Here is a 23,931-nt window from a genome sequence, read left to right on the forward strand (position 1 = left end):
CGCGAGCGGCCGCGAACCCAGGAGGAGCACCCCAGCATGTCCATACAGAAGTCCGAGGTCCTCTACACCGCCGTCGCCACCGCCGAGAACGGCCGCGACGGCCGCGTCTCCACCGACGACGGCCGACTGGACGTCGTGGTGAACCCGCCGAAGGAGATGGGCGGCAACGGCGCGGGCACCAACCCCGAGCAGCTCTTCGCGGCCGGCTACAGCGCCTGCTTCCAGGGCGCCCTCGGCGTCGTCGCCCGCAACGAGAAGGCCGACATCTCCGGCTCGACCGTCACCGCGCACGTCGGCATCGGCAAGAACGACGACGGCTTCGGCATCTACGTCGAGATCATCGCGACCATCCCGAACGTGGACCGCGCGACCGCCGAGGACCTCATCGAGAAGGCCCACCAGGTCTGCCCGTACTCCAAGGCGACCCGCGGCAACATCACGGTGAACCTCGCCGTCGCGTAACGAGCGCCCTGCGAAGGACCGCGCCCCGACAGGCGCGGTCCTTCGCCGTGCCGGCCCGGGCGGCCTTCCCGCCGGGCGGGGCCCTTTGCCATGCTGGCCCGCATGACCTTTCCCGAGACGGCCCCGTACGACCACGGCATGCTCGACACCGGTGACGGCAACCTCGTCCACTGGGAAGTCTGCGGAAACCCGGACGGAAAGCCCGCCGTCGTGGTGCACGGCGGGCCGGGCTCCGGCGCGGGGCCCTTCTGGCGCCGCTACTTCGACCCCGCCCGCTACCGCGTCGTCCTCTTCGACCAGCGCGGCTGCGGCCGCTCCACGCCGCCCGTCAGCGATGCGGCGACCGGCCTCGAAGCCAACACCACCCGCCACCTGATCGCGGACATGGAGCAGCTGCGCGAGCACCTCGGCATCGCCAAGTGGCTTGTGTTCGGCGGCAGTTGGGGCTCCACGCTCGGCCTGGCGTACGCGCAGACGCACCCGGAGCGGGTCAGCGAGATCGTCCTCTTCTCGGTCGTGACGACCAGCCGCACCGAAGTGGACTGGATCACCGAGGGCGTCCGGGTCCACTTCCCCGACGCGTGGGCCGCCTTCCGCGACGCCGCCCGGCCCCGCGAGGGCGAGCGGGTGGTCGACGCCTACGCCCGGCTGCTCGCCGACCCCGACCCGGCCGTGCGCGAGGAGGCCGCCCGGAACTGGTGCCGCTGGGAGGACACCCACGTACGGCCGGCGGGTGCCCAACTTGTCGACGACTTCGGTGATTCGCGATACGCCGACCCCGCCGTCCGGATGACCATCGCCCGCCTCGTCACGCACTACTGGCGGCATGCGGCCTGGCTGGACGAGGATCAACTCGTCGACGGCGTACGCAAGTTGTACGGAATTCCCGGTGTTCTCATCACCGGAGGGCTGGACCTCAGCTCGCCGCCCGACCCGGCGCGGGCACTCGCCGCGGCCTGGCCGGGCTGCGAACTGCTCGTGATCGACGAGGCCGGGCACGGCCTGGGCCACTCCGGCATGAGCGGGGCGGCCCAGGCGACGCTCGACAGGTTCGCCCGCTACTGAGCGATCCCGTACTGAGTGATCCGCATGCGCCCTCTACTCGGCGATCGCCGCGTTGTAGACCGCGCGCGACAGCTGCACGTTCTCCGGGGCGGCGCCGCCCGGGAAGGCGAACCGGCGCCGCGTGTAGCCGTAGGCGAGGCCCGAGCGGGGGTCGCCGAACGCGAGGGAGCCCGCGGCGCCGCTGTGCCCGAAGGTGTCCGCGCCCAGCAACGGGTAGGAGACGCCGAGCGCCTCGAAGCCGAGGCCGAAGGCGGTCGGAACGCCCAGGGTCAGGTCGTTGCCGTGTGAGTGGATGCGGGCGAACTCGGCGACCGTGTCAGGCTTCAGGAGCGGGCCCTGCCCGTTGAAGTCGCCGAGGACGGCCGCGTACATTCCGGCGATGCCGCGCGCGCTGCCCGAACCGCCCACGGAGGTGGGGCCCTTGGTGAGCGAGGCGGACGAGTTCGCGAAGGCGACCAGGTCGAAGGACGGGTCGGCGCTGGTGTTGAACGCGATCGCCAGGCGGTTGTAGCGGCCGTTCGGGCTCGCGGCGAGGACGGCCTGCTGCTCGGGCGTCGGGAGCATGGGCAGCACGTCGCGGTAGCGGGCCCGCTCGGCCTCGGGCAGGCCGAGGAAGAAGCCCAGGCCGTACGGGGCGCGCACGCGCTCCTCGAAGATCTCCTGGATGGAGCGGCCGGTCGCCCGCCGTACCACCTCGCCGGTGAGCGCTCCGATCGACAGGGCGTGGTAGCCGTGGCCCGCGCCCGGCTGCCAGAACGGCCGCTGGCCCGCGAGCCGTTCGGCGATCACACGGTCGTCGGCCAGCTCCTCGGGGCTGAAGCCGCCGTCCGCGCCGATGACGCCCGCGCGGTGCGAGATGAGCTCCCGCAGGGTCACCGCGCCCTTGCCCTCGGCCGCGAACTCCGGCCAGTAGTGGGCGACTTCACGGTCCAGGTCGAGGACGCCGTCCTGGACGAGCAGCGCCACCACGAGGTGGGCCGCGCCCTTGGTGGTGGAGAAGACACCGGTCAGCGAGTCCCCGGCGACGTCCCCGGACCACAGGTCCACGACGAGACGGCCGTTCTTGTACGCGGCGAGCTGGGCCGCCGGGTCGTGCTCCTCGCCGGCCACGAACGCCGCGAACTCCTCGCGCACGCCCTCGTAGCCCTCGGCGACGGTGCCCTGCACTCCGGCGGTCGTCGTGGCCTTGGCCTCGGTGCTGATGTCGGTGCTGATGGTGGTCGACATTGAAGTCCCCCCGGGATCGTTGCTGTTGATGGGCACAACCCATTGGTTAGCGCCCACATTCCCGCAGCGCTGAGAAATTTTTTGGCGGCTTGATTCGGCTCCGCGGCGGCCGGATAAGGTCGGTGCCATGCGTGATCTAGGGGCGGGCTTCGGATATCTGGTCAAGGGGCAGCGATGGGCGGCCGGGCACGGCAGATCGCTGGGCACGGGACTGCTGCCCGGCCTCATCACCCTGGTGATGTACGTCGGCGCACTGGTCGGACTCGCTTACGGCGCCGACGACTTCGTCGGCTGGGCGACGCCTTTCGCCGACGGCTGGTCCTCGCCCTGGCTCGGCCTGTTCCGCGGCTTCCTCACCGCGCTGGTCTTCGCGCTCGGCCTGTTCCTCGCCGTGATCTCCTTCACCGCGGTGACCCTGCTCGTCGGCCAGCCCTTCTACGAGAAGCTGTCCGGCGACGTCGACCGGGCAGAGAGCGGCGGGGAGGCCCCCGAGTCGGGCCTGCCGCTCTGGCGCGAACTGTGGATCTCCGCCCGCGACTCGCTGCGCATCCTGGTCAGGGTCGCGTTCTACGGCATCCTGCTCTTCGGCCTCGGCTTCGTCCCGGTGATCGGCCAGAGCGTGATCCCGGCGATCGGCTTCTGTGTCACCGGCTTCTTCCTCACGGAGGAGCTGACCGCGGTCGCCCTTCAGCGCCGCGGCATGGAACTGCGCCCCCGCCTCGCCCTGTTGCGCTCGCGGCGCCTGCTGGTCCTGGGCTTCGGCGTGCCCCTCGCCCTCGCCTTTGTGATCCCGCTGGTCGCGGTGTTCCTGATGCCGGGCGCCGTGGCGGGGGCGACGCTGATGGTGCGGGATCTGCTGGGCGAGTCGGCGGATTCCGATTCCGATTCCGGTGACGACGGCGATGACGTTGGTGTTGGCGAAGCGAACGCATCCGCGTCTGGGGGGCGGAGCCGGTAGTTCCCCCACCCCGCCCCTTCCCGCTGTGACACTCTGCGGCTCCGCCGCGTGGCCTCCGGGGGTGAACGACCCTGGGGCTCCGCCCCAGACCCCGTTCGCGCCTTAAGGGGGCTCGTCCTCAATCGCCGGACAGGCTGAAGATGCCGGTGCCGGCCAGCATCAACCCTGCTAGGGCGCGGGGCTGGGACATTTGCGGCTCCGCCGCGATGGGGGTCCCCCCTGTTCGAGCGCAGCCGAGAACTTGGGGGAGCGACCAGCCACGCACGGTCCGCAGGCGGAGGGGAAGCGGGGTTCGGGGCGCAGCCCGGGAGCGCCCGCACTGCACCCTGCTGCGGGGCCAGGCACCCCCCATCACCGCACCCGCCTGCGCAAATGGCATGATCTGGCCGTCATGACGAATCCCCGGTCGCCCCTGCGCACCCTGCGGGCCGCGATGTTCGCGGCGTTGTGCGTGGCTTTGGCTGCGGTGGGGCATTCGTCCATGTCTGGGCATGACATTCCGCTGCCCGTGCTGCTCGCCGCCTTCGTTGCCACGTGCGCGGTCGCCTGGTGCGCGGCCGGACGGCAGCGCGGGATCGTCGCCATCGCGGGCGGCCAGGTAGCGGCCCAGGGAGCCCTGCACGTCCTCTTCGCCAAGACCCAGCCGATGACCGGGATGGCCACCGCGTCGGACCCCATGTCCATGCCGACGCCCATGCCGGCCATGACATGCGGCGCCCGGTACGCCCACCTCGTGCCGGACCCGCCCGACAGCCACGCCATGCACGCCATGCCCGGTATGGCGGGCATGGCGGGTATGGACTCCATGGCGGGGGCCGCCGACCAGGCACAGGCCGCGGCCATGGATGCCGCCGCCCACACCATGTCCGGCGGCATGCTCGCCGCCCACCTTCTCGCCGCCCTGATCTGCGGCATCTGGCTCTGGCGCGGCGAGGCCGCCGCCTTCCGGCTCGCCCGGGCCGTCGGCGCGCTCGGTGTGCTGGCCGCCCGGCCGCTGCGCCGCGCGCTCGCCCTCGTACGCACCTGTGTGCCCGCGCCGCCGCGCGCCGTACGCGGGCCGCGCCCGCACCACCGCCCGCGCCCGGGGCTGCGCGGCGCGGTGCACAGCCATGCCTTCATCCGGCGGGGTCCGCCGGCCCGGGGACTCACCCGAGCCACGGCCCCCGGCCGACCCGCCCTCGCCTGATCCGGCGCGGGGCGTGGCCAGGGGTCCCTTCACCCATGCCCACGCCGATCGTCAGGATTCAGGATCCTCATGTCCCTCGACACCTCGTCCGACACCCCATCGCGGGAAGCCGCACCCCCAACCGCCGCACGGCCCTCCACCTGGGCCGCACTCCGTCCCCTCCTCCTGCGGCTGCACTTCTACGCGGGCGTCCTCATCGCCCCGCTCCTCTTCGTGGCCGCCGTCACCGGCCTCCTCTACGCGCTGTCCTTCCAGGCCGAGAACGTCCTGTACCGGCACGAACTGCGGGTCCCCGTGGGCGACACCACCCAGCCGCTCACCGCGCAGGTCGCCGCCGCGAAGGCCGCCCACCCCGAGGGCTATGTGACGGCCGTCTGGCCCTCGCCCGAGGAGGGCGCCACCACCCGCGTCCTCATGAAGGCCCCGGGTCTCGCCGAGGACGAGTCCCTCGCCGTGTTCGTGGACCCGTACACCAATGACGTACGCGGCGCCCTCGCCAGCACCGGAAGCTCGGGCGCGCTGCCGCTGCGCAGCTGGCTCTCCTCCTTCCACGCGGACCTCAAGCTCGGTGAGCTGGGCCGCAACTACAGTGAGCTGGCCGCCAGTTGGCTCTGGGTCGTCGCCCTCGGCGGGCTCGCTCTGTGGGTCGGCCGGCGCAGGCGGACCCGGCTGCTCCGGCCCGAGCGCGGGCTCACCGGCCGTCGCCGCACCCTGTCCTGGCACGGCTCGGTCGGCCTGTGGGCGGTTGTCGGCCTGGTGCTGCTCTCCGCCACCGGCCTCACCTGGTCGCGGTACGCGGGCGAGAACATCGCCGACCTCAAGGACCGGCTCGGCGGCGCCACCCCCACCGTCGCGGCAGCCACCGCAGGCGGCATGGGCGCGGGCCACGAGCATCACGAAGGCATGGTCATGCCGCCCGCCGCACCCTCCGCGCTCACCCTGGACCAGGTCGCCGAGACCGCCCGTGAACAGGGCGTACGGGCCGGCATCCAGATCAGCCTGCCCAGCGCGGGCAAGGGCTTCGTGGTGCGCGAGCGCGACACCGAGTTCCCCGTGCACCTCGACTCGGTGGCCATCGACCCCGCCGACGGCAAGGTCATGGACGTGCTGCGCTTCTCCGACTACCCGGTCCTCGCCCAGCTGACCCGGTTCGGCATCGACGCGCACATGGGTGTCTTCCTCGGCCTGCCCAACCAGCTCGCCCTCGCCGTCCTCGCCGTGGCGCTGATGGCGCTCGTCGTCTGGGGCTACCGCATGTGGTGGCAGCGCAGGCCCACCAAGGGGCGTGCGGTCGGCGTCGGCCGCCCGCAGCCGCGCGGCGCCTGGCGCAAGGTGCCGCTGCCGGTGCTGCTCCCGCTCGCGGCGGTGACGGCACTGGTCGGCTGGTTCGTCCCGCTCCTCGGGATCAGCCTCCTCGCGTTCCTGGTCATCGACGCGCTGCTCGGTCTGCGCGGCCGAAAGAGGGCCGTGACACCGTAAAGGTCGTACCCACGTCCTGAACTCCCTCGGGCCCGCGCGGAGTTGATCCACGCGGGCCCTTCGGGGCTACTCCGCCGCCACTCGCACGATCGCCTTCAGCTGCGCCACGATGTCCAAGCGGTTGCGTACGAACCGAGGGTCCGTCACCGTGCCCGTCGCCGGGTCGGTGTTGCCCGGCCCGAACTGCAGGACCGGGGTGTGCACATGGCCGCCCGGAATGCTCAGGCCCAGGCGGTCGCGGAGCAGGGTGACCCGGTAGGCGATCTCGTTCGAGAGGTAGTCGCCGCCGCCCCCGGCCCGCGCGGCCGAGCCCGGGGTCGGTCCGTCGGGGCGGTCCACCGGGTCCGTCGCGCCGGCCGGGATCTCGGTGACGTCGGTGTGGTCGTACACCGGGAAGCGGCCGGTTTTCGCCGACACAATGTCCTTGTACGGCAGGGTCGTCCGGGTCCACTGCGGCTGCGTCGCCGGGTCGCTCACCGGGACCTGCCCGGTGCTTGACGCGTTGTCGTTGTCCGGGAAGCCGCCCCGCCAGGCCCCGTTGAACCGCTCGACGTCGATGCGGCCGACCCGGCCCTGGCTCACCGTCGTGAACGCGTCCACCTTCGGCAGCACCGGCGCGAGGGCCTTCTCGACCACGCCGTCCGCGAAGTCCTGCCAGCGCACCGGGAAGGTCACCGTCTCGATGCGCGCGAGCTGTCCGTCGGCGGTACGGATCCAGGTGCCGTCCAGGGCCAGCGCGGTCGCCCCCGACGGGTTGCTGATCCGGATGTCGCGGTCCAGCGTGAACGGGTCGAAGCCGGTCAGCAGGATCTTCTTGAAGCCCCTGCCCTCGGGATAGTCGACGGTGCTCTGGCCGCGCGAGGTCTGCTCCAGGCGGTCCATCAGCTTGCTGCGGTCAGCCTCCGAGAGGCCGAACTCCGGTTCCCAGAGCCGGAGTTCACGGGTGAGGCCGAGCCGGGCCCAGTACAGCGGGCGGTCGTCGTCGCGGCTCAGGTCGCCGCCCGCGGGGCCCCGGCCCTGCACCCGGTCCACCGCCCGCTTCCACAGCCGCGTCCCCTCCCGCCCGACGAGCCGCTCGGCCGCACCGTAGGACCGTATGGCCGCGAGCTTCCGGGTGAACTCCGGTGCCACGTCCGCGAATCCGCTGCGGGCCAGGATCTCCTTCGGCACCGCCCCGTCGAGGCGCTGCTCCTCGACGGTGGCCTGCCGGGGCGCGGTCGCGGCCTGCGCGGGGGCCGGGCCGAGCACCGTACAGAACGTCATCGCCGCGAGGGCACACCCGAGCCGCGCCACCCGTACACGTCGTCGCACCACAGATCCTTCCGTCGAAGACCGGTCGCGCCCAGTATTCGCACGGAAGTCCTGTGTGGATAGAGGGACTTATGAGGCGCCGTCGGCGGAGCCCGCTCCGTCCGGGACCCCGAGCAGCGCCACGAAGTCGTGGAAGGCGGCCGCCATGTCCAACGACTCGGGGTCGAGCAGCCATTGGTACTGGAGGCCGTCCATCACCGCGACGAGCAGCGGGGCCGCCCGCTCCGCGGTGAGCCCGCCGGGCAGCCGGTCGCCGAACTCGGCGCGCAGCACGCCCGCCATCTCCTCGCGCACCTGCGCGTAGCGGCGGGTGAAGAAGGGGCGGGCCGGGTGCTCGTCGGTCACCGATTCGCCGAGCAGCGCCGAGAACGTCTGGACGATGCCGGGCCGCATCGCGTTGTACTCGACCAGGGAGGCGAGCAGTTCCAGGCGCCAGCCGTCGGCCGAGGTCCGCCGCCCGCCGGTGTCCCACTGGTCCCGCTCCTCCAGGACGGCGACGAGCAGGGCCTCCTTCGTGGGGAAGTAGTGCAGCAGGCCCTGCTGGGTGAGGCCCACGCGCTCGGCGACCGCGCTCAGGGACGCGCCCCGGTAGCCGCGTTCCGCGATGACCTCCAGGGCGGCGCGGAGAATGTCCGCGCGCCGCTCCTCGCTTCTGGCGCTCCTGGTCCTCGCCATGTCTGCCCCCGCTCCGTGCCGGTCCGTCGGTGTGTCCGAGAGGACCGTACGGCATTCGATTGTCACGGACGGATAACTAACCCTACCGTTCTACAGGTAGACCGGTCACCATGGTCCCACCAGCGGACTTCTACGAGGAGGTACGGCCGTGGCAGGCGCACCCGTTTCCACCCCCGACTACAGCGAGGCCGTCGAGACGGCCCTCGGCAAGCTCGATCTGGAGGCCAAGGCCCGCCTGCTCGCCGGGCAGGACATGTGGTCGCTGCCCGCACTGCCGGAGATCGGTCTTGGCTCGCTCGTGATGTCCGACGGTCCGATCGGGGTGCGCGGGGTCCGCTGGACCGCCGACGACCCCTCGATCGCGCTGCCGTCCCCGACCGCGCTCGCCGCCACCTGGGACCCGGCCCTTGCCCGCCGGGCCGGCACGCTGCTCGCCCAGGAGGCCCGCCGCAAGGGCGTCCACGTGCTGCTCGCGCCGACCGTGAACCTGCACCGCTCACCGCTCGGCGGCCGGCACTTCGAGTGCTACTCCGAGGACCCCTGCCTCACCGGCGAGATCGCCTCCGGCTACGTGGACGGCGTCCAGGGCGGCGGCGTCGGCACCACCGTCAAGCACTTCGTCGCCAACGACGCCGAGACCGACCGCTTCACCGTCGACAACGTCGTGGCCCCGCGCCCGTTGCGCGAGCTCTATCTCGCCCCCTTCGAGGCCATCGTCGAAAACGCCCACCCCTGGGGCATCATGGCCGCGTACAACCAGGTCAACGGCACGACGATGACCGAGCACCGCTACCTCCAGAACGAGGTGCTCCGCGGCGAGTGGGGCTTCGACGGGTTCATCGTGTCCGACTGGATGGCCGCCCGCTCGACCGCCGGGGCGATCCTCGGCGGGCTCGACGTCGCGATGCCGGGCCCGAAGACCGTGTACGGCGAGGCGCTGGCCGCCGCCGTCCGCAAGGGCGACGTGGACGAGGCGGTCGTCGACGACGCGGTACGCAACGTGCTGCGGCTCGCCGCCCGCGTCGGCATCCTCGACGGCGTCGACGGCGCCGTCGACGAACTCCCCGCCACCGTCGACGGCCAGGCCCTGGCCCGCGAGGTCGCCCGCCGCGCCTTCGTCCTCGTACGCAACGAACGCGACGCCCTGCCCGTCGACCCGGCCCGGGTCCGCAAGGTGGCGCTGATCGGCGCCGCCGCCCGCGACGCCCGCGTCCTGGGCGGCGGCTCGGCGACCGTCTTCCCCGAGCGCGTCGTCTCCCCGCTCATCGGGCTCACCGCGGCCCTGCCCGAGGGCGCGCTGACGTACACGGTCGGCGCCGACCCGAGCGACGAACTCGCCCCCGCGGCCCAGGGGTTCGAGCTCCGCGCCGTCTGCCGCGACGCCGACGGCAACGTGCTCGGTACGGGGTCACTCCCGGGCGGCCAGGTGCAGTGGCTCGGCGACGACCTGCCCGCCGGGGTGACCCACGACGCACTGCACTCCGTCGAGGTCACCGGCACCTTCACGCCGCGCGAGAGCGGCGAGCACACCTTCGGCACGCGGGGCATCGGCGCGTACACGCTCTGCGTCGGTGGCCGCCTCCTGTGGGACGGCACGCAGTCGATGAGCTCCGCCTCCGACCCGTTCGAGGCGTTCTTCGGCGCCCCCGCCGAACGCGGCCGCGCCCAGCTCGCCGAGGGCGAGCCCGTCGAGGTGTCCCTGCGGCACACCGTGCACAAGAGCGCCGACGCCCCGCTCGCCGCCGTGATGTTCTCCCTCACCCACCTCGGGCCGCAGCGCGACGCCGACGAGCTGATCGCCGAGGCCGTCGAGGCCGCGCGGGCGGCCGAACTCGCCGTGGTGGTCGTCGCCACCACCGACCGCGTCGAGTCCGAGGGCTTCGACCGCCGCGACCTGCGGTTGCCCGGCCGCCAGGACGACCTGGTCCGCGCCGTGGCCGCCGCCAACCCTCGGACCGTGGTGGTCGTCAACTCGGGCTCCCCCGTGGAACTCCCGTGGCGCGAGGACGTCGCGGCGGTGCTGCTCAGCTGGCTCCCCGGGCAGGAGGGCGGCGCCGCGCTCGCCGACGTCCTGCTCGGCCACGCGGAGCCGGGCGGGCGTCTGCCCACCACCTGGCCGGCCGCCCTCGCCGACGCCCCGGTCATCGAGGTACGCCCTCGCGACGGTCAACTCCCTTACGAAGAAGGCCTGTTCATCGGCTACCGCGCCTACGACCGGGACGGGGTGGCGCCCGCCTACCCCTTCGGCCACGGGCTCGGCTACACCAGGTGGGAGTACGAGTCCCTGGAGGCGACCCCCACCCACGCCAAGGTCCGGGTCCGCAACACGGGTGCGCGCGTCGGCCGCGAGACCATCCAGATCTACCTGGCGCCGGTCGCCGACGCGGTGCCGCGACCGCGCCGCTGGCTGGCGGGGTTCGCCTCGGTCCAGGCCGCGCCCGGGGACTCGGCCGAGGTGGAAATCCCCCTGCGGGGGCGGGCGTTCGAGATCTGGGACGAGCTCGCGGGGGCGTGGAGTTTCGTCCCGGGCCAGTACGAGGTGCGGGCCTGCCACTCCCTGGAGGACGTCCGGCTCAGCGCGACGCTGGAGGTGTGAGGGGCGCTCCGCGGGGGTGCGGTTCATTTTGGGTGCGGGCCGGCTGTGGCTTGTTGCGCAGTTCCCCGCGCCCCCAACCCCTCCTTCGGCCTCGGACCGTGCGTGGTGCTCGCGCAGTTCCCCGCGCCCTAGCAGGGTTGATGCTGGCCGGCACCGGCATCTTCAGCCTGTCCGGCGATTGAGGACGAGCGCCCTTCAGGCGCGAACGGGGTCTGGGGCGGAGCCCCAGGTCATGACCGCCGGGCCGCAGCCGAACGAACCCCCGGAGGGTCTCGGGAAGGGGCGGGGTGGGGTCGAAGCGGGGTCTGGGGCGGAGCCCCAGGGTCTTCCAGCCCCCCGGAAGCCACGCGGTGGAGCGGCACGGTTCAGCCGGCCGCCGTCACCTTTCCGTACGCAATCTCCGCCAAGCGGCCCTGCCCGTTCTTGCTCGGGTGGAACCAGTCCCAGGGGCTCAGCTGGTCCCCGTCGAAGGCGTAGTCGAAGACCGCGCCGCCGTCGTAACGGCAGGCGCGGTCCTTCGCGCACACGTCCTTGAGGACCTTGTTGTACGACACCACCCGGTCGTACACCGCCGTGCGCCGCTCGGTCGCGACCGCGCCCAGGTCGTCGGCGTCGGCCAGCATCGACCGGCAGATGCCCAGCTTCCAGATCTGCTTGCCCAGCGCGCTGCCGCGCCCGGTCGACCAGAGCCGTTTCAGGTCGGGCACGCTCGACACGTACACCTGGGACTTCGGCGACACCGCGCGCAACTGCCGCAGCGACGCCTCGAACTCCGCGCGGAACGTGTTCACCGGTGTCATGTCCGACACATCCCCGCGGCAGGCGTCGTTCGCGCCCGCCATCACCGTGACCAGGCCCGGGTGCTGGGCCGCGGCCCGGTCCATCTGGGCCGGCAGGTCGGCCATCCTGGCGCCGGTCTTCGCGAAGTTCCAGCTGTTGGCGGGGGCCGCCGGGCCGAGGAGGCGGACCGCGAGCGAGTCGACCTGCGCATCGCTGCCGGTCGCCCAGGAGACCTCCGGGCAGTCGGCGAGCACCGTACAGGCGTCGAAGCCGCGGGTGATCGAGTCGCCCACCGCGGCCACCGACTTCGGGCTGCGGTCCCAGGCGGGGGAGGGGCTCGGCGAGGGCTTCTTCGAGGCGGACGGGCTCGCGGCCGCGTGGCCGCCGCCGGACTGGCAGCCGGTGGTCAGGGCGAGGGCGCCCGCCGCGAACAGGGCGGCGGTGGTACGGACGCGACGGCTCCGGCGGCTGTCCTGCATCCCGGGTCCCCCTCCGTACGGCGGTCGTTCGGCTTTCGCGGCGTCCTCGCGAGTGAAAGCTTGGTGTTCGAAGGCGCTCCGACCGACATTACGACACCCTTGGCACAGCTCCGCGCGGTAGCTTTGGCCCGTCCAGCCAGAGGAACCACGCCAGACGACTCCGGTAAATTACATCACGTCACATACTGTCCCATTTCAGGAGATTAGCTCCCGATGCTGTTTACTGTTGAACCCAGGGGCAGAATGTCAGGTGCTGTCCTGACCGGGAACGGCAGGGGCGCGAGGCCGCTGGGGAAGGCGAACCTCGAACCGCACTGGAGGTCCCGGTGACGACACGTGGAGTTCTCTACGTCCACTCCGCCCCGCGCGCGCTCTGCCCGCACGTCGAATGGGCTGTGGCCGGTGTCCTGGGGGTGCGCGTCCAGCTCGACTGGATCCGCCAGCCCGCATCGCCCGGCACGTGGAGAGCCGAATTCTCCTGGCGGGGCGAACCCGGCACCGCCTCCAAACTCGCCTCCGCGCTGCGGGGCTGGCACCTGCTGCGCTTCGAGGTCACGGCCGAGCCGTGTGCGACGGCGGAGGGCGAGCGCTACAGCGCCACGCCCGACCTCGGCATCTTCCACGCCGTCATCGGCATCCACGGCGACATCATGATCCCGGAGGACCGGCTGCGCGCCGCCCTCGCCCGTTCCATCCAGGGCGAGACCGACCTGGAGGCCGAGATCGCCAAGCTTCTCGGCAAGCCCTGGGACGACGAGCTGGAGCCCTTCCGCTACGCCGGAGAGGGCGCCCCGGTCCGCTGGCTGCACCAGGTCGTCTGAACCACGCCTCGGTGAACCACCGCGTACGCGAAAGGGCCCCACCGACCACGGTGGGGCCCTTTGATGTGCGTACGGAGACCGCTCAGACCGAGCGGAAGGCGAGCACCACGTTGTGGCCGCCGAAGCCGAACGAGTTGTTGATCGCGGAGATCGAACCCTCGGGGAGCTTGCGGGGCTCGCTGCTCACCAGGCCCGGGTCGACCTCTTCGTCGAGCTCGTCGATGTTGATGGTCGGCGGGGCCGTGCGGTGGTGCAGGGCGAGGACCGTGGCGACGGTCTCGATGCCGCCCGCGCCGCCGAGGAGGTGGCCGGTCATCGACTTCGTCGCGGAGATCGCCACGTGGTCCAGGTCGTCGCCCAGGACCTTGCGCAGCGCCTTGATCTCGGCGATGTCGCCCTGCGGCGTCGAGGTGGCGTGCGCGTTGAGGTGGACCACCTCGGACGGCTTCAGGTCCGTCGAGTCGAGCAGGTTCTGCATCGCGGCGGCGACGCCCCGGCCGGTCGGCTCGGGCTGCGCGATGTGGTGGCTGTCGGCCGAGAGGCCCTGGCCGAGGACCTCGCAGTAGACGCGGGCGCCGCGCTGCTTGGCGTGCTCGGCGGACTCCAGGATCACCACGCCGGCGCCCTCGCCCAGGACGAAGCCGTCACGGGCCTTGTCGTAGGGGCGCGAGGCCTGCTCGGGGTGGTCGTTGTTCTTGGACATCGCCATCATGTTGGCGAACGCCGCGATGGGCAGCGGGTGGATGGCCGCCTCGGTGCCGCCGGCGACCACGACATCGGCGCGGCCGGTGCGGATCATCTCGACGGCGTACCCGATGGCCTCGGCACCCGAGGCGCACGCGGAGACGGGGGTGTGGACGCCCGCGCGGGCGTTCACCTCAAGACCGACGTTGGCCGAGGGACCGTTCGGCATGAGCATGGGCACGGTGTGCGGGGAGACGCGGCGTACGCCCTTCTCCTTCAGCACGTCGTACTGGTCGAGCAGGGTGGTGACGCCGCCGATGCCCGACGCGATGACCGCGCCGAGCCGCTCCGGAGTGACGCCGGACTCGTCGCCCGCGGGGGCGGAGAAACCCGCGTCCGCCCAGGCCTCCCTGGCCGCGATCAGCGCGAACTGCGCCGAGCGGTCCAGCTTGCGGGCCAGCGGGCGGGGCAGCACCTCGCTCGGGTCGACCGCGGCCGGGGCCGCGATCCGGACCGGCAGTTCGGCGAAGCGCTCACCCTCCAGGGGGCGGACACCGGAGCGTCCCGCCAGCAGACCTTCCCAGGTCGAGGCGGTGTCGCCACCCAGCGGTGTGGTTGCGCCGATACCGGTGACGACCACGGTGTGATTGGTCGAGCTCACAGGAAGTTTCTCCACGTGTGTAAGGGACGTGAATCAGCGGCGCCACCGCTGGGTGGCAGCCCGAATTCAGGTCCTGAATCAGGCCTGGTGCTTCAGGATGTAGCTGGCGGCGTCGCCAACGGTCTTGAGGTTCTTGACGTCCTCGTCCGGGATCTTGACCTCGAAGCGCTCTTCGGCGGCGACGACGACCTCGACCATGGACAGCGAGTCGACGTCCAGGTCGTCCGTGAAGGACTTGTCCAGCTTGACGTCTTCGACCGGGATTCCAGCGATCTCGTTGACGATCTCGGCGAGACCCTCGACGATCTCTTCCTGCGTGGCGGCCATGTTGGCGCTCCTTCGGTGTTAATGCTTCGAATTACGGGCTTCCGGAAGATCCGGAGTGCCTAGGGGAGGGTAACGACCGTCGCGGCGTACACGAGACCCGCCCCGAAGCCGATGACGAGCGCGGTGTCGCCGCTCTTCGCCTGTCCGGTCGCCAGGAGCCGCTCCATTGCGAGCGGGATCGAGGCGGCCGAGGTGTTGCCGGTGGTCTCCACGTCACGGGCGACCGTGACATGGTCCGGCAGCTTGAGAGTCTTCACCATCGAGTCGATGATCCGCATGTTGGCCTGGTGCGGAATGAAGACGTCCAGGTCGTCCGGGCTGATTCCGGCCGCGTCCAGCGCCTGCTGGGCGACCTTCGCCATCTCGAACACGGCCCAGCGGAAGACCGCCTGGCCCTCCTGCGTGATCGCGGGGAACTTGCCCGAGCTGTCGTACTCGGTCCACGGCACGGTCTGCTTGATGGTCTCCGACTTGTCGCCCTCGGAACCCCAGATGGTGGGGCCGATGGCCGGCTCGTCGGAGGGGCCCACGACGACCGCGCCCGCGCCGTCGCCGAACAGGAAAGCGGTGGCGCGGTCCTGGAGGTCGGTCAGGTCGCTGAGCCGCTCCACGCCGATGACCAGGACGTACTCGGCGGAACCCTCGACGATCATGCCCTTGGCCAGGGTCAGGCCGTAGCCGAAGCCCGCGCAGCCGGCCGAGATGTCGAACGCGGCCGCCTTGCCGGTGCCCAGCTTGTCGGCGATCTCGGTGGCCACGGCCGGGGTCTGCTTGAAGTGCGAGACGGTGGAGACGATCACGCCGCCGATCTGCTCGGCGGAGATGCCGGCATCCGCGATCGCCTTGCCCGAGGCCTCGATCGACATCGCGGCCACGGTCTCCTCGGCGGAGGCCCAGTGGCGGGTGGCGATGCCGGAGCGGGAGCGGATCCACTCGTCGGAGGAGTCGATCGTCTCCAGGATCACCTCGTTGGGCACCACGCGCACGGGACGGTAGCCGCCCACGCCCATGATGCGCGCGTACGGGGCGCCCTTGCTGGGCCGGATCTTCGACATGGCTCTCGGCTCCTTAGGCGGATGCAAGCTCGGCGATGAGCGCGCGAGCCGCGTCGAGGTCGGCGGGGGTCTTCAGGGCGACGGTCTTGACACCCGGCATCGCGCGCTTGGCGAGCCCGGTCAGGGTGCCGCCCGGGCACAGCTCGACCAGCGCCGTCGCGCCCAGGTCCTTGAAGGTCTCCATGCACAGGTCCCAGCGGACCGGATTGGAGACCTGGTTGACCAGGCGGGTCACGATCTCCTGGCCGCTCGCCACCGTCTTGCCGTCCGCGTTCGAGACGTACGTGACCTTCGGGTCGGCGATGGTGAGGGACTTGGCCGTCTCGTCGAGGGCCGCCACGGCCGGGGCCATGTGGTGCGTGTGGAAGGCGCCGGCGACCTTGAGAGCCACCACGCGGCGCACGCCCTCGGGCTTGTCGGCCTCCAGGGCCGCGAGCTGCTCGGCGGTGCCGGCGGCCACGATCTGGCCCGCGCCGTTCACGTTCGCCGGGGTGAGGCCCAGCTTCTCCAGGTGCGGCAGCACGTTCTCGGGCTCGCCGCCCAGCAGCGCGGCCATGCCGGTCGGCGTCACGGCGGCGGCCTCGGCCATGCCCAGGCCCCGCTTGCGTACGAAGCCGAGCGCGGCTTCCTCGGACAGGACGCCCGCGAAAGCGGTGGCGGTGATCTCACCGACGCTGTGTCCCGCGACCGCACCCGGGGTGACGTCACCCAGTGCCGAGGCGGACAGCAGCCCCGCGGCGACCAGCAGGGGCTGGGCCACGGCGGTGTCGCGGATCGCGTCGGCGTCCGCCTGCGTGCCGTAGTGGACGAGGTCAAGACCGATGGCGTCCGACCACGCGGCGAGCCGGTCGGCAGCGCCGGGGAGGTCGAGCCAAGGGGTCAGGAAGCCGGGCGTCTGAGCGCCTTGGCCGGGAGCGACGAGTACGAGCACTCTCACACTCTCTCTTGTGGACGGTGTCGCCCGCCCGTGGGGACAGGGACGAAGAACCGTCGGGGGAATTGTGGGTGTCCGACAAAAGTCTAGGACTGTGAATCTCCGTCGGCCAGGCGCCCCAGGATCAGCGCGATCCTCAGCGTGAACGCGGAGCGCACGTCGGACGGTGACCACCCGGTGACGTCCGTCACACGTCGGAGCCGGTAGCGAACGGTATTGGGGTGGACGAACAGCATCCGGGCAGCGCCTTCCAGACTGCTCGCCTGCTCCAGATAAACGCTCAAGGTTTCCAGGAGCGCCGAGCCCGCCTCCTCCAGCGGTCTGTAGATCTCCTCCACCAGTTGCTCGCGCGCGGCAGGATCCGACGCGATCGCCCGCTCCGGCAGCAGATCGTCCGCGAGAACCGGCCGCGGCGCGTCCTGCCAGGCCGAACACGCCTTGAGCCCGGCCGCCGCGGCCTGCGCGGACCGGGTCGCGGCCAGCAGGTCCGGGACGATGGGGCCCGCGACGACGGGGCCCGCGGCATACGGCCCGATCAGGCTCTTCGCCACCGCCAGCGGGTTGTCGCTGCCGCCCGCGATGACGACCAGGCGGTCGCCGAGCACCCCGGTGAGCACCTGGAGCTTGGCGTGCCGGGCGGCCCGCCGGATCGCCTCCACGGTCAGCTCGCTGTCGCCGTCCGGCGCCGTACCGAGCACGACACACACGTGCTCAGGCGAGTTCCAGCCGAGGGCCGCGGCCCGGGACACGGCGCCCTCGTCGGCCTCGCCGGAAAGGACCGCGTTGACGACGAGGGACTCCAGGCGGGCGTCCCACGCGCCGCGGGCCTCGGCGGCCTGGGCGTACACCTGGGCCGTCGCGAAGGCGATCTCGCGGGCGTACACGAGCAGCGCCTCGCGCAGGATCGACTCGTCGCCCGGCGCCGCGACCTCCTCGATCGCGGTCTCCATGACCTCGATGGTGGTGCGCACCATCTCGACGGTCTGCCGCAGCGTGATGGCCCGCGTCAGCTCGCGCGGGGCCGTGCCGAAGACGTCGGTCGAGATCGCCTGCGGCGTCTCGGGATGCCGGAACCACTCGGTGAAAGCGGCGATGCCGGCCTGGGCGACCAGACCGATCCACGACCGGTTCTCCGGCGGCATCGCCCGGTACCACGGCAGCGTCGCGTCCATGCGGGCGATCGCGTTCGCGGCGAGCCGCCCCGAGGACTGCTCAAGACGCTTCAGGGTCGCGGCGTGCGGATGGGCATTCTTCGCGGGGTGTACGGGATCCGGTGCTGGCACGGGGACAAGACTGCCTTATCGGGAACCCTCGCCGCCGGGCCGGGTCTACGGTGGTGGGCGTGATTTCTGTCAGGCGCGGCGACGAGCGCTACCCGGGCGGTGACCCGGACGCCGGTATCGAGTCCCTGCACGCCTTCTCCTTCGGCCGGTTCTACGAGCCGGACAACCTCCGCTTCGGCCCGGTGCTTGCCTGCAACGAGGAGCGGCTCGCGCCCGGCGCGGGCTTCGACGAGCACCCGCACAGCCACACCGAGATCCTCACCTGGGTCATCGAGGGCGAGCTCACCCACCGCGACTCGGCGGGCCACACCACGGTGGTGCGCCCGGGCGACGTGCAGTGCCTGAGCTCCGCGGGCGGTGTACGGCACGAGGAGCGCAACGAGGGCGAGGCCCCGCTGGTCTTCCTCCAGATGTGGCTCGCCCCGAAGAAGCCGGGCGGCGAGCCCGCGTACGACATCGTGCGCGGCATCGCCGACTCCACGCCCTACGCGGTGCTCCCGGCGGGCGCCATGCTGTACGTCCGCCGCCTCGCCCCCGGCGAGCGCACGGCCGTGCCGGACGCGCCCGGGGTGTACGTCCATGTCGTACGCGGCCGGGTGCGCCTGGCCGAGGAGGAGCTCGGGCCGGGGGACTCCGCGCGGATCACCGGGGCGCTCGGCCTGGAGCTGGTGGCGGACGGGGGCGCCGAGGTGCTGTTCTGGGAGCTCAGCTCCGTGTGAATTCGGCCAGCACGCTGTCGGTGAACACCGGCCACACCTCGGCCGCCCACGGGCCGAACGCGCGGTCCGTCAGGGCGACGCAGGCGAGGCCCGCGTCCGGGTCGGTCCACAGGAACGTACCGGACTGGCCGAAGTGGCCGAAGGTGCGCGGCGAGGACGAACTGCCCGTCCAGTGCGGGGACTTGGAGCCGCGGATCTCGAAGCCGAGGCCCCAGTCGTTGGGGTTCTGGTGGCCGTAGCCGGGCAGCACGCCCTTGAGGCCCGGGTACTGCACGTGCATCGCCTCGGCGACCGTGGCCGGGTGCAGGAGCCGCGGCGCCTGCACCTCCGCGGCGAACTTCGCGAGGTCCTCGACGGTCGAGACGCCGTCCTTGGCGGGCGAGCCCTCCAGCGTGCTGGACGTCATGCCGAGCGGCTCGAAGACGGCCTGGCGCACGTAGTCGGCGAAGGGGATGCCCGACTGCTTGGCGATGTGGTCGCCGAGCACCTCGAACCCGGCGTTGGAGTAGAGCCTGCGTTCGCCGGGCGGGGCCATCACCTTGTGCTCGTCGAAGGCGAGCCCCGAGGTGTGCGCGAGCAGGTGGCGGACGGTGGAGCCGGCGGGCCCGGCCGGCTCGTCGAGCTCGATCGCCCCCTCCTCGTACGCGACGAGGGCCGCGTACGCGGCGAGCGGCTTGGTGACGGAGGCCAGCGGGAACCGGTGGGACACCGGCCCGTGCGTGCCGACAAGCGTTCCGTCGGCCCGCACCACGGCCGCCGCGGCGGTCGGTACGGGCCAGGTCTCGATGATCCGCAGGCTCTCCATGCGTACGAGCCTAGTAGGTCCTGACGCGACAGCCGCATGGCGGGATCGGGGCTGTGGACGAAGCCGAGCGAGACATGGAGCGGCTCGTCCTCCGGGGACGCCTTCGGGTCGATCTTGAAGACGCTGCGCTCCTGGAACCAGCCGAGCAGTGCCTCCATGCACACCCGGGACAGGCCCCGGCGGCGCATGCCGTCGGCGGTCACCACGTTGAAGACGGCGAGTTGCGGTGGTGGCGTGAAGTGTGCGGTGGGACCGGGCTCGGTACGCGGTCCGGAACACGTCACGCAATGGGCTTGCTTGGAGTGCACTCCAAGGTCCTAGCGTGGAGGCCATGACGGTGATCGAGAGCACAGCGGTGACGGTGGAGCGGGTCCGGCAGGGCCTGTGCGCGACGCAGCCCCTCCACCCGCGCCCCGACGGCCAGGACCGCTACACGATCAGCGAGGTCGTGGCGTGCACCGGACTCACCGCGCACACCCTTCGCTGGTACGAGCGGATCGGCCTCATGCCGCACGTGGACCGCTCGCACACCGGCCAGCGGCGGTTCAGCAACAAGGACCTCGACTGGCTGTCGTTCGTCGGCAAGCTCCGGCTCACCGGCATGCCGGTCGCCGACATGGTCCGCTACGCCGAACTCGTCCGCGAGGGGGCGCACACCTTCGAGGCGCGCCAGGAGCTCCTGGAGCAGACCCGGCGCGACGTCATCAAGCGCATGGCGGAGCTCCAGGACACGCTCGCCGTACTCGACTACAAGATCGACTTTTACGCCGACGCCCGCAAGGTGTCGGAGGCGGACGCCCGCAAGGCGTCGGAAAGGGCCTGAACACCCCATGAGCAACAGCCCGATCGAGAAGATCAGCACAGTCCGGCTCGGCACCGAGGGCCCCCGGATCGGCGTCCAGGGCTTCGGCGCCATGGGCATCAGCGAGTTCTACGGCGACACCGACGAGGCCGCCGCCCGCGACACCCTGGAAGCCACCGTCGAGGCGGGCGTCACCCTCATCGACACCGCCGATGTGTACGGCTCCGGGGCCAACGAGGAGTTCCTCGCCCCGTTCCTCGCCGCCCACCGCGACGAGGTGACCCTGGCCACCAAGTTCGCCATCGAGCGCCGCGCGGACGACATCCACTACCGGGGCATCCGGAACGACGCCGCGTACATCAAGAAGGCCGTCGAGGCGAGCCTGCGCCGCCTGAACATCGACGTCATCGACCTCTACTACATGCACCGCCGCGACCCGCAGGTGCCGCTCGCCGAGTCCGTCGGCGCGATGGCCGAGCTGGTCGAGGAGGGCAAGGTCAAGTACCTGGGCCTGAGCGAGGTCACCGGCGCCGAGCTGCGCGAGGCGCACGCCGTGCACCCGATCACCGCCCTCCAGTCCGAGTGGTCGGTCTTCAGCCGCGACGTCGAGCGCAGCGCGGCTCCGGCCGCCGCCGAACTCGGCGTGACCTTCGTGCCGTACTCGCCGCTCGGCCGCGGCTTTCTGACCGGGGCGTTCGCGGATGCCGGCAAGGACTTGTCGAGCGGCGACTTCCGCCAGTTCCAGCCCCGCTTCACCGGGGACAACGCCAAGGCCAACGCGGCCCTGCTCGAACCGCTCCACAAGATCGCGGCCGCGCACGGCGCGACCACCGCGCAGATCGCGCTGGCCTGGGTGCAGCAGCGGGCCCAGGTGCACGGCCTGACCGTCGTCCCGATCCCGGGCACCCGCAAGCGCAGCCGCCTCCTGGAGAACACCGGGGCGACCCGGATCACGCTGAGCGCCGAGGAACTGGTGCTGCTTGAGCCGATCGCCGGGCAGGTCGCGGGCGACCGCTACCCCGACATGTCGTCGACGTCGGCGGCCCGCGAGCGGTAGGAGCGTCACGCCAGCCCCAGTGCGAACACCGCGAAGCCCGCCGCGAGCAGCCCCGCCGCTGCCCGGCGGGCCTTCGTCGCCTTGGTCCAGGGTGCCTCGAAGCCCCGCGCATAGCGGGCGATCAGCACGAGAAGCACCGCGAACACCGGCATCCAGGCGAGCCGTTCACCGATCCAGGCGAGCGTGTCGGGCGCGGTGGTGAGCCCCGGCACCCGCCCGGCGAAGGAGGCCGGGACGGCGGCGGCGAGCATGGCCGTCTGGTGCCAGCACAGGATGGTCATCGCGGACAGGTTGACGACCACGACCGGGGCCCAAAGGGCGGGCTTCCTCAGCCAGTCGGCGATGCGGTCGCGCAGCAGGATCGCGGCGCCGGACTGGGCCGCGGCGAGCGCGAGTACGAGCAGCGACGGCGGATGCGAGTTGGTACGCGCCTCGCCGGGCACGCCGACCATGGACGCCGGGTAGTGGAAGACGACGAGCAGCACGGTGAACAGCAGCGCCCCACCACCGAACAGCAGCCACCCGCCCCTGCGCCCGATCCTCTTCTCCCCCCAGGAGACGCCGAGTTGGTAGGCGAACATCCAGCCGGGCAGGATGTTGACGACCGACAGCCAGGACGGCATGGAGTCCGCGTACGGCCCGTAGCGCAGGAAGTCGACGAGGGCGACGACCCCGAGCAGCGGAGCCGCGGCCCAGCCGCCCATCCTCCGGGCGGCGCGTACGCAGTAGGGCGTGAGCGCGGTGACGCCGACGTACACCCCCACGAACCACAGGGGCTGGATCACGAGCGTGGACCCGGTGCGCAGGGTGTCGTGGGACACGCCGAGGGCGTGGAGAACCGGGATCATCGCGGCCCAGACGGCGGTGACACCGAGCACGGGCCGCCCGAGCCGGGCGACGCGGCCCCTGAGCCACTCGCCGGTGGACCCCTTCCGGCGATGAAAGGACAGGACAGACGCATAGCCGCCGACCAGGAAGAAGATGCCGAGCATCTGCAGGAGCCAGCTGGCCGGGGCGAAGCCCGTGAAGGAGGAGAGCGGGCTGGCGTTGTGCAGGGCACCGGCGCTGTCGAGGGTGAACCCGCCGAGAAGCCAGTGCCCGGTCGGCACGGCGAGCAGCGCGAGGGCGCGCAGCCCGTCGATGGCACGGTCGCGGTGGGCCGGGGTCTTCCGCTCGATGTCCGCGACGGCCCTGGCCAGTGTCTGGTTGATCATCGGACATCTCCCGTGGCGATGGCCGCGAAGGTGGCGAGGGACTCGGTGCCGGGGGCGAAGTAGCCGGTGTGGCCCTTGGCGTCGGCGGCGGGCACGCGGCGGGCGCCGAAGGAGGGGTCGGTGGGGTCGGTGCCGTGGCCGAGCCCCGCGAACTCGACGTGCGGAACGTCGTCGATCCAGTCCGTGGGGTTCTTCGCGGCCCACACCCGGGCGTCGGTGCCCAGGTCGTCGACGGTGTCGGCGCGCATGCCGGGGGAGCCGAGCGCGACGATGTCCGAGGCGTCGGTGTCCTTGGCGGCGAGCCCGCACACCACGGAGCCGTAGCTGTGGCAGAACAGCACCGGGTCGGGCGCGCCGACCGCGTCGAGCCCCTCGGTGAGCCGGGTCAGCCGCTCGGCCCCCGCCTCGGCGAGTTTCCCGGTCGCGGCGTCAAGGCCGACCCCGACGGGGGTGGTGTACCCGGCCCAGGCGATCACGGCGGTCGCGCCGTGCGTGGCGTCCCGCAGCGAGGCGGCCATGCCGGCGGGGGTGCCGTAGGGGTCGTTCGTACGGTCGAAAGTGGCGGCGTCGATGTCGGAGCCGGGCACGATGACGGAGACGTGGGCGGCGTCGTCCAACTCCCCGTAAACCTGGGCGACTTGACCCCGCCCGCGGGGGTCGAAGGCGAGGATCTGCCGGGACGGCTCGGCGAGCCGGGCGAACCGGGGGTCGTGCGTTTCCGATACGGCCCGCCGATTGGCCTCGTACCGCAGGTGTACGGGGGCGCCGTCGAGGTTCCCGACGACCTCGGGGTGCCGCCGGACCAGCGTCTGCTGCTCTGCCTCGCTCAACCCGGCGAAGAACAGGGCGACTTCGCGGGGGGTCGCGCTCGCGGGGTCGGGCAGGGGGCGCCCGATCACGGTGTCGGCCCGCCAGGCGGCGGCGCCGGGGGGCGGCCCGGTGACCGCCTGCTGCGCATCGGCCGTGGCCCACCCCGCGGTGCCGGCGATGGCGGTGACCACCAACGCGGAGGCGACCATTGCCCTTCGGAACCGATGCATGCCGCGACTTCCCTTCCTCGTGCCTGTCCCTTGACGAGGAGGAAGGTAGGAAGGGGGTGGGGCGCGGGGCGTCACACCGGGGGGCCAGGTGGGGGGTGGTACCTGGGTAGGGGGTGGGTGGGATTCATCCCCCACCCCGCCCCGTCCCGAGACCCGCCGGGGGTGTGGGTGTGCTGAGCTGGTTTCCTGGGGCTCCGCCCCAGACCCCGTTCGCGCCTTAAGGGCGCTCGTCCTCAATCTCCCCCAAGGCCTTAAGGGCCAGGGGGGACCCCCATGACGGGCTGGGTATGCCTGCACGGGCACCCTGCCAA

Annotated in this window: 22 protein-coding genes; 10 read left to right on the forward strand and 12 right to left on the reverse strand. The window is 72.0% G+C overall.

Features of this window, described 5'->3' with window-relative positions; genetic code table 11:
• The first annotated feature begins 36 nt into the window (after window positions 1-36).
• Window positions 37-462 (forward strand): organic hydroperoxide resistance protein, encoded by a 426-nt coding sequence (locus ACSHXC_RS26755; protein WP_438294031.1) that lies wholly within the window; start codon window positions 37-39, stop codon window positions 460-462.
• Between the two features lie 102 nt (window positions 463-564).
• A complete protein-coding gene (gene pip, locus ACSHXC_RS26760) occupies window positions 565-1,527 on the forward strand; it encodes a prolyl aminopeptidase (protein WP_438294032.1) in 963 nt (320 codons plus the stop codon).
• Between the two features lie 33 nt (window positions 1,528-1,560).
• Here the strand turns inward: pip and ACSHXC_RS26765 are convergent, their stop codons facing one another.
• Window positions 1,561-2,754 carry a serine hydrolase domain-containing protein gene (locus ACSHXC_RS26765; protein WP_438294033.1) on the reverse strand — a complete coding sequence of 398 codons (1,194 nt, stop codon included), beginning with the start codon at window positions 2,752-2,754 and terminating at the stop codon, window positions 1,561-1,563.
• A gap of 127 nt (window positions 2,755-2,881) precedes the next feature.
• On the opposite strand from ACSHXC_RS26765, the gene ACSHXC_RS26770 reads away from it, so the two are divergent.
• From ACSHXC_RS26770 to ACSHXC_RS26780, 3 genes are all read left to right on the forward strand, one after another.
• Window positions 2,882-3,712 carry an EI24 domain-containing protein gene (locus tag ACSHXC_RS26770; protein ID WP_438294034.1) on the forward strand — a complete coding sequence of 277 codons (831 nt, stop codon included), beginning with the start codon at window positions 2,882-2,884 and terminating at the stop codon, window positions 3,710-3,712.
• A 481-nt stretch (window positions 3,713-4,193) separates the two neighbouring features.
• The gene (locus tag ACSHXC_RS26775) at window positions 4,194-4,898 is read left to right on the forward strand and encodes a hypothetical protein (RefSeq protein WP_438294035.1); all 705 of its coding nucleotides are present in this window, start codon (window positions 4,194-4,196) and stop codon (window positions 4,896-4,898) included.
• A gap of 69 nt (window positions 4,899-4,967) precedes the next feature.
• The gene (locus ACSHXC_RS26780; protein ID WP_438294036.1) at window positions 4,968-6,377 is read left to right on the forward strand and encodes a PepSY-associated TM helix domain-containing protein; all 1,410 of its coding nucleotides are present in this window, start codon (window positions 4,968-4,970) and stop codon (window positions 6,375-6,377) included.
• 66 nt (window positions 6,378-6,443) lie between these two features.
• On the opposite strand, the gene ACSHXC_RS26785 is transcribed toward ACSHXC_RS26780, so the two are convergent.
• Together ACSHXC_RS26785 and ACSHXC_RS26790 are read right to left on the reverse strand one after the other, a co-directional pair.
• Complete coding sequence (locus ACSHXC_RS26785) at window positions 6,444-7,640, reverse strand: pyroglutamyl peptidase (protein ID WP_438296848.1); 1,197 nt, start codon at window positions 7,638-7,640, stop codon at window positions 6,444-6,446.
• Window positions 7,641-7,757: 117 nt separating this feature from the next.
• Window positions 7,758-8,363: a TetR/AcrR family transcriptional regulator gene (locus tag ACSHXC_RS26790; RefSeq protein ID WP_438294037.1), complete on the reverse strand. Its 606-nt coding sequence runs from the start codon at window positions 8,361-8,363 to the stop codon at window positions 7,758-7,760.
• A gap of 148 nt (window positions 8,364-8,511) precedes the next feature.
• Between ACSHXC_RS26790 and ACSHXC_RS26795 the strand changes: the two genes are divergently transcribed.
• Window positions 8,512-10,959 (forward strand): glycoside hydrolase family 3 protein, encoded by a 2,448-nt coding sequence (locus ACSHXC_RS26795; RefSeq protein WP_438294038.1) that lies wholly within the window; start codon window positions 8,512-8,514, stop codon window positions 10,957-10,959.
• Between the two features lie 365 nt (window positions 10,960-11,324).
• On the opposite strand, the gene ACSHXC_RS26800 is transcribed toward ACSHXC_RS26795, so the two are convergent.
• A complete protein-coding gene (locus ACSHXC_RS26800) occupies window positions 11,325-12,218 on the reverse strand; it encodes an SGNH/GDSL hydrolase family protein (protein ID WP_438294039.1) in 894 nt (297 codons plus the stop codon).
• A gap of 326 nt (window positions 12,219-12,544) precedes the next feature.
• Here ACSHXC_RS26800 and ACSHXC_RS26805 point away from each other — a divergent pair, with 326 nt between their 5' ends.
• The gene (locus ACSHXC_RS26805; protein WP_189960842.1) at window positions 12,545-13,039 is read left to right on the forward strand and encodes a DUF3145 domain-containing protein; all 495 of its coding nucleotides are present in this window, start codon (window positions 12,545-12,547) and stop codon (window positions 13,037-13,039) included.
• Between the two features lie 82 nt (window positions 13,040-13,121).
• On the opposite strand, the gene fabF is transcribed toward ACSHXC_RS26805, so the two are convergent.
• The 5 genes from fabF to ACSHXC_RS26830 all read right to left on the reverse strand — a co-directional run bounded on the left by fabF (window position 13,122) and on the right by ACSHXC_RS26830 (window position 17,983).
• Entirely contained in the window at window positions 13,122-14,384 is a 1,263-nt protein-coding gene (fabF, locus tag ACSHXC_RS26810; protein ID WP_438294040.1) for a beta-ketoacyl-ACP synthase II, read from the reverse strand.
• Window positions 14,385-14,462: 78 nt separating this feature from the next.
• On the reverse strand, window positions 14,463-14,711 hold the full coding sequence (locus tag ACSHXC_RS26815; RefSeq protein ID WP_438294041.1) for an acyl carrier protein: 249 nt from the start codon (window positions 14,709-14,711) through the stop codon (window positions 14,463-14,465).
• A 59-nt stretch (window positions 14,712-14,770) separates the two neighbouring features.
• A complete protein-coding gene (locus ACSHXC_RS26820; protein ID WP_438294042.1) occupies window positions 14,771-15,766 on the reverse strand; it encodes a ketoacyl-ACP synthase III in 996 nt (331 codons plus the stop codon).
• Between the two features lie 13 nt (window positions 15,767-15,779).
• Window positions 15,780-16,697: an ACP S-malonyltransferase gene (locus ACSHXC_RS26825; RefSeq protein ID WP_438294043.1), complete on the reverse strand. Its 918-nt coding sequence runs from the start codon at window positions 16,695-16,697 to the stop codon at window positions 15,780-15,782.
• 89 nt (window positions 16,698-16,786) lie between these two features.
• Window positions 16,787-17,983 (reverse strand): PucR family transcriptional regulator, encoded by a 1,197-nt coding sequence (locus tag ACSHXC_RS26830; protein WP_053730591.1) that lies wholly within the window; start codon window positions 17,981-17,983, stop codon window positions 16,787-16,789.
• 59 nt (window positions 17,984-18,042) lie between these two features.
• Here ACSHXC_RS26830 and ACSHXC_RS26835 point away from each other — a divergent pair, with 59 nt between their 5' ends.
• Complete coding sequence (locus tag ACSHXC_RS26835; RefSeq protein ID WP_438294044.1) at window positions 18,043-18,702, forward strand: pirin family protein; 660 nt, start codon at window positions 18,043-18,045, stop codon at window positions 18,700-18,702.
• On the opposite strand, the gene ACSHXC_RS26840 is transcribed toward ACSHXC_RS26835, so the two are convergent.
• Window positions 18,689-19,507, reverse strand: coding sequence for a serine hydrolase domain-containing protein (locus tag ACSHXC_RS26840; protein ID WP_438294045.1), 819 nt, complete (start codon window positions 19,505-19,507; stop codon window positions 18,689-18,691). The two genes, ACSHXC_RS26835 and ACSHXC_RS26840, sit on opposite strands and share 14 nt — an antisense overlap.
• A gap of 331 nt (window positions 19,508-19,838) precedes the next feature.
• Between ACSHXC_RS26840 and ACSHXC_RS26845 the strand changes: the two genes are divergently transcribed.
• Complete coding sequence (locus tag ACSHXC_RS26845; RefSeq protein WP_438294046.1) at window positions 19,839-20,330, forward strand: MerR family transcriptional regulator; 492 nt, start codon at window positions 19,839-19,841, stop codon at window positions 20,328-20,330.
• 7 nt (window positions 20,331-20,337) lie between these two features.
• Window positions 20,338-21,366, forward strand: a complete 1,029-nt coding sequence (locus ACSHXC_RS26850; RefSeq protein ID WP_438294047.1) for an aldo/keto reductase — start codon at window positions 20,338-20,340, stop codon at window positions 21,364-21,366.
• 5 nt (window positions 21,367-21,371) lie between these two features.
• Here ACSHXC_RS26850 and ACSHXC_RS26855 read toward each other — a convergent pair whose 3' ends face one another.
• Together ACSHXC_RS26855 and ACSHXC_RS26860 are read right to left on the reverse strand one after the other, a co-directional pair.
• Window positions 21,372-22,580 (reverse strand): acyltransferase family protein, encoded by a 1,209-nt coding sequence (locus ACSHXC_RS26855; protein WP_438294048.1) that lies wholly within the window; start codon window positions 22,578-22,580, stop codon window positions 21,372-21,374.
• Entirely contained in the window at window positions 22,577-23,620 is a 1,044-nt protein-coding gene (locus ACSHXC_RS26860; RefSeq protein ID WP_438294049.1) for an alpha/beta hydrolase, read from the reverse strand. Before ACSHXC_RS26860 ends, ACSHXC_RS26855 begins: the two co-directional genes overlap by 4 nt.
• Window positions 23,621-23,931 lie beyond the last annotated feature (311 nt).

Origin of the sequence: Streptomyces sp. HUAS TT7 (genome assembly GCF_051550175.1) — a bacterium.
Taxonomy (GTDB): Bacteria; Actinomycetota; Actinomycetes; order Streptomycetales; family Streptomycetaceae; genus Streptomyces.

Coding starts and splice junctions, on each gene's coding strand:
- ACSHXC_RS26820 (WP_438294042.1), bottom strand. CDS start 15,766: ATGTCGAAGATCCGGCCCAGCAAGGGCGCCCCGTACGCGCGCATCATG.
- ACSHXC_RS26855 (WP_438294048.1), bottom strand. CDS start 22,580: ATGATCAACCAGACACTGGCCAGGGCCGTCGCGGACATCGAGCGGAAG.
- ACSHXC_RS26850 (WP_438294047.1), top strand. CDS start 20,338: ATGAGCAACAGCCCGATCGAGAAGATCAGCACAGTCCGGCTCGGCACC.
- ACSHXC_RS26845 (WP_438294046.1), top strand. CDS start 19,839: ATGACGGTGATCGAGAGCACAGCGGTGACGGTGGAGCGGGTCCGGCAG.
- ACSHXC_RS26770 (WP_438294034.1), top strand. CDS start 2,882: ATGCGTGATCTAGGGGCGGGCTTCGGATATCTGGTCAAGGGGCAGCGA.
- ACSHXC_RS26840 (WP_438294045.1), bottom strand. CDS start 19,507: ATGGAGAGCCTGCGGATCATCGAGACCTGGCCCGTACCGACCGCCGCG.
- ACSHXC_RS26860 (WP_438294049.1), bottom strand. CDS start 23,620: ATGCATCGGTTCCGAAGGGCAATGGTCGCCTCCGCGTTGGTGGTCACC.
- ACSHXC_RS26775 (WP_438294035.1), top strand. CDS start 4,194: ATGTCTGGGCATGACATTCCGCTGCCCGTGCTGCTCGCCGCCTTCGTT.
- pip (WP_438294032.1), top strand. CDS start 565: ATGACCTTTCCCGAGACGGCCCCGTACGACCACGGCATGCTCGACACC.
- ACSHXC_RS26815 (WP_438294041.1), bottom strand. CDS start 14,711: ATGGCCGCCACGCAGGAAGAGATCGTCGAGGGTCTCGCCGAGATCGTC.
- ACSHXC_RS26780 (WP_438294036.1), top strand. CDS start 4,968: ATGTCCCTCGACACCTCGTCCGACACCCCATCGCGGGAAGCCGCACCC.
- ACSHXC_RS26800 (WP_438294039.1), bottom strand. CDS start 12,218: ATGCAGGACAGCCGCCGGAGCCGTCGCGTCCGTACCACCGCCGCCCTG.
- ACSHXC_RS26790 (WP_438294037.1), bottom strand. CDS start 8,363: ATGGCGAGGACCAGGAGCGCCAGAAGCGAGGAGCGGCGCGCGGACATT.
- ACSHXC_RS26755 (WP_438294031.1), top strand. CDS start 37: ATGTCCATACAGAAGTCCGAGGTCCTCTACACCGCCGTCGCCACCGCC.
- ACSHXC_RS26765 (WP_438294033.1), bottom strand. CDS start 2,754: ATGTCGACCACCATCAGCACCGACATCAGCACCGAGGCCAAGGCCACG.
- ACSHXC_RS26785 (WP_438296848.1), bottom strand. CDS start 7,640: ATGACGTTCTGTACGGTGCTCGGCCCGGCCCCCGCGCAGGCCGCGACC.